This window comes from Azonexus sp. (assembly GCF_036170495.1).
GTDB lineage: Bacteria > Pseudomonadota > Gammaproteobacteria > Burkholderiales > Rhodocyclaceae > Azonexus.
On record NZ_JAVHPH010000448.1, the window covers coordinates 1 to 1,665 of the forward strand.

General features: G+C 64.1%; 1 protein-coding gene. It reads left to right on the forward strand.

The window, feature by feature from the left end; translation table 11 throughout:
* Positions 1–1,665, forward strand: a 1,665-nt coding sequence (locus tag ADADOO_RS16130) for an ATP-binding protein (protein ID WP_511278530.1), incomplete at both ends; no start/stop codon positions are given.

Sequence of the window (1,665 nt, forward strand, 5' to 3'; positions counted from 1 at the left end):
GCGAGGGCATCAAGGTATCGGCCATCTGGCAGGACATCACGGAAGCCAAGCAGACTGCCGGCGAACTCGAACAACATCGCGAGCACCTCAAGGAACTGGTCGCCGCGCGCACGTCCGAATTGGAAGCGGCCAAGGAGACGGCCGAACAGGCCAACCGCGCAAAAAGCGACTTTCTGGCCAACATGAGCCACGAAATCCGGACGCCGATGAATGCCATCATCGGACTCACCCACCTTGCCGAACATCACACCCAGGATACCGAGCAGCTTGGGCGCCTGAACAAGGTAGCCGACGCCGCGCACCACCTGCTGGCGATCATCAACCAGATCCTCGACATCTCGAAAATCGAGGCCGGAAAACTCGAACTGACCCCGGTCGATTTTCTCCTCTCGCGCATCCTCGACAACACCAGCGAACTGGTCCTCGACCGACTGCAATCGCGTGGCCTGAGCTTCCACCAGGAAATTGACCCGGCTCTGCCGCCGGTGCTGCACGGCGATCCTTTGCGCATCGGCCAGGTCCTCCTCAACTATCTGAGCAACGCGGTCAAGTTCACCGAACAGGGCAGCATTTCCGTCACCGTCAATCTGCTCTCGGCCGAGGCCGATGACCTGATCGTGCGCTTTGCCGTCGCGGACACCGGCATCGGCATCCCCGTCGAGCAGCAAGGCCGTCTTTTCAATGCCTTTGAACAGGCCGACAACTCGACCACCCGGCGCTTTGGCGGCACCGGGCTGGGCCTCGCCATTGCCCACCGGCTGGCCCATCTGATGGGGGGCGACGCCGGGCTGACGAGCATCCCCGGAAAAGGCAGCACCTTCTGGTTTACCGCCCGCCTGCAAACCGGGACAACCGCCACCGACCTATCCACCCCGCGCCTCTCGGCCGACGACGCGGAACAATTGATCAGCCGCCACTACGCCCAGGCGCGCATCCTGCTGGCCGAAGACAACGCAATCAATCAGGAAGTGGCGCTCGAACTGCTGCGCGGCATCGGCCTGTCGGCCGATCTTGCGGTCAACGGGGAAAAAGCCGTAAAAATGGCGGCTGAAACCGCCTACGATCTGATCCTGATGGACATCCAGATGCCGGTCATGGATGGCCTGACCGCCACCCGCCTGATCCGGCAAAGCCCGGGCGGCCTGCGGGTGCCCATTCTGGCGATGACCGCCAACGCCTTCGGCGAGGATCGTCAGCGCTGCCTTGACGCCGGGATGAACGACCACGTCGCCAAGCCGGTCAATCCGGACACCCTCTACGCGACGCTGATCAAATGGCTGACGCCGAGCGCCCAGGCGCCTCTCCCCCAAGCCCTGCCGGCCACACCGGCCGATGCCGCGCCGGCCACCATTGCCGCCCTCGAAAAAGTCCCCGGACTCGACAGCGCCTACGGCCTGAAGGCCATGCGCGGCAAGTTGCCCAGCTATTTACGCCTGCTCGGGATTTTCCTCGCCACCCATGGCGACGACCACAGCAAAATCAGTGCCGCCCTGACCGACGGTGCCATCGACGAGGCCGAACGAATCACCCATGGCCTCAAAGGCGTCTCCGGCACCCTTGGCCTCAAGGGCATCTACGACGCTGCCTGCGCCCTGAATGAAACCTTGAAGGAGCCGGCCGCCCCGCCGCTCATCGCCCACCGCCTCGCCGCCCTTGCCGAGCGCC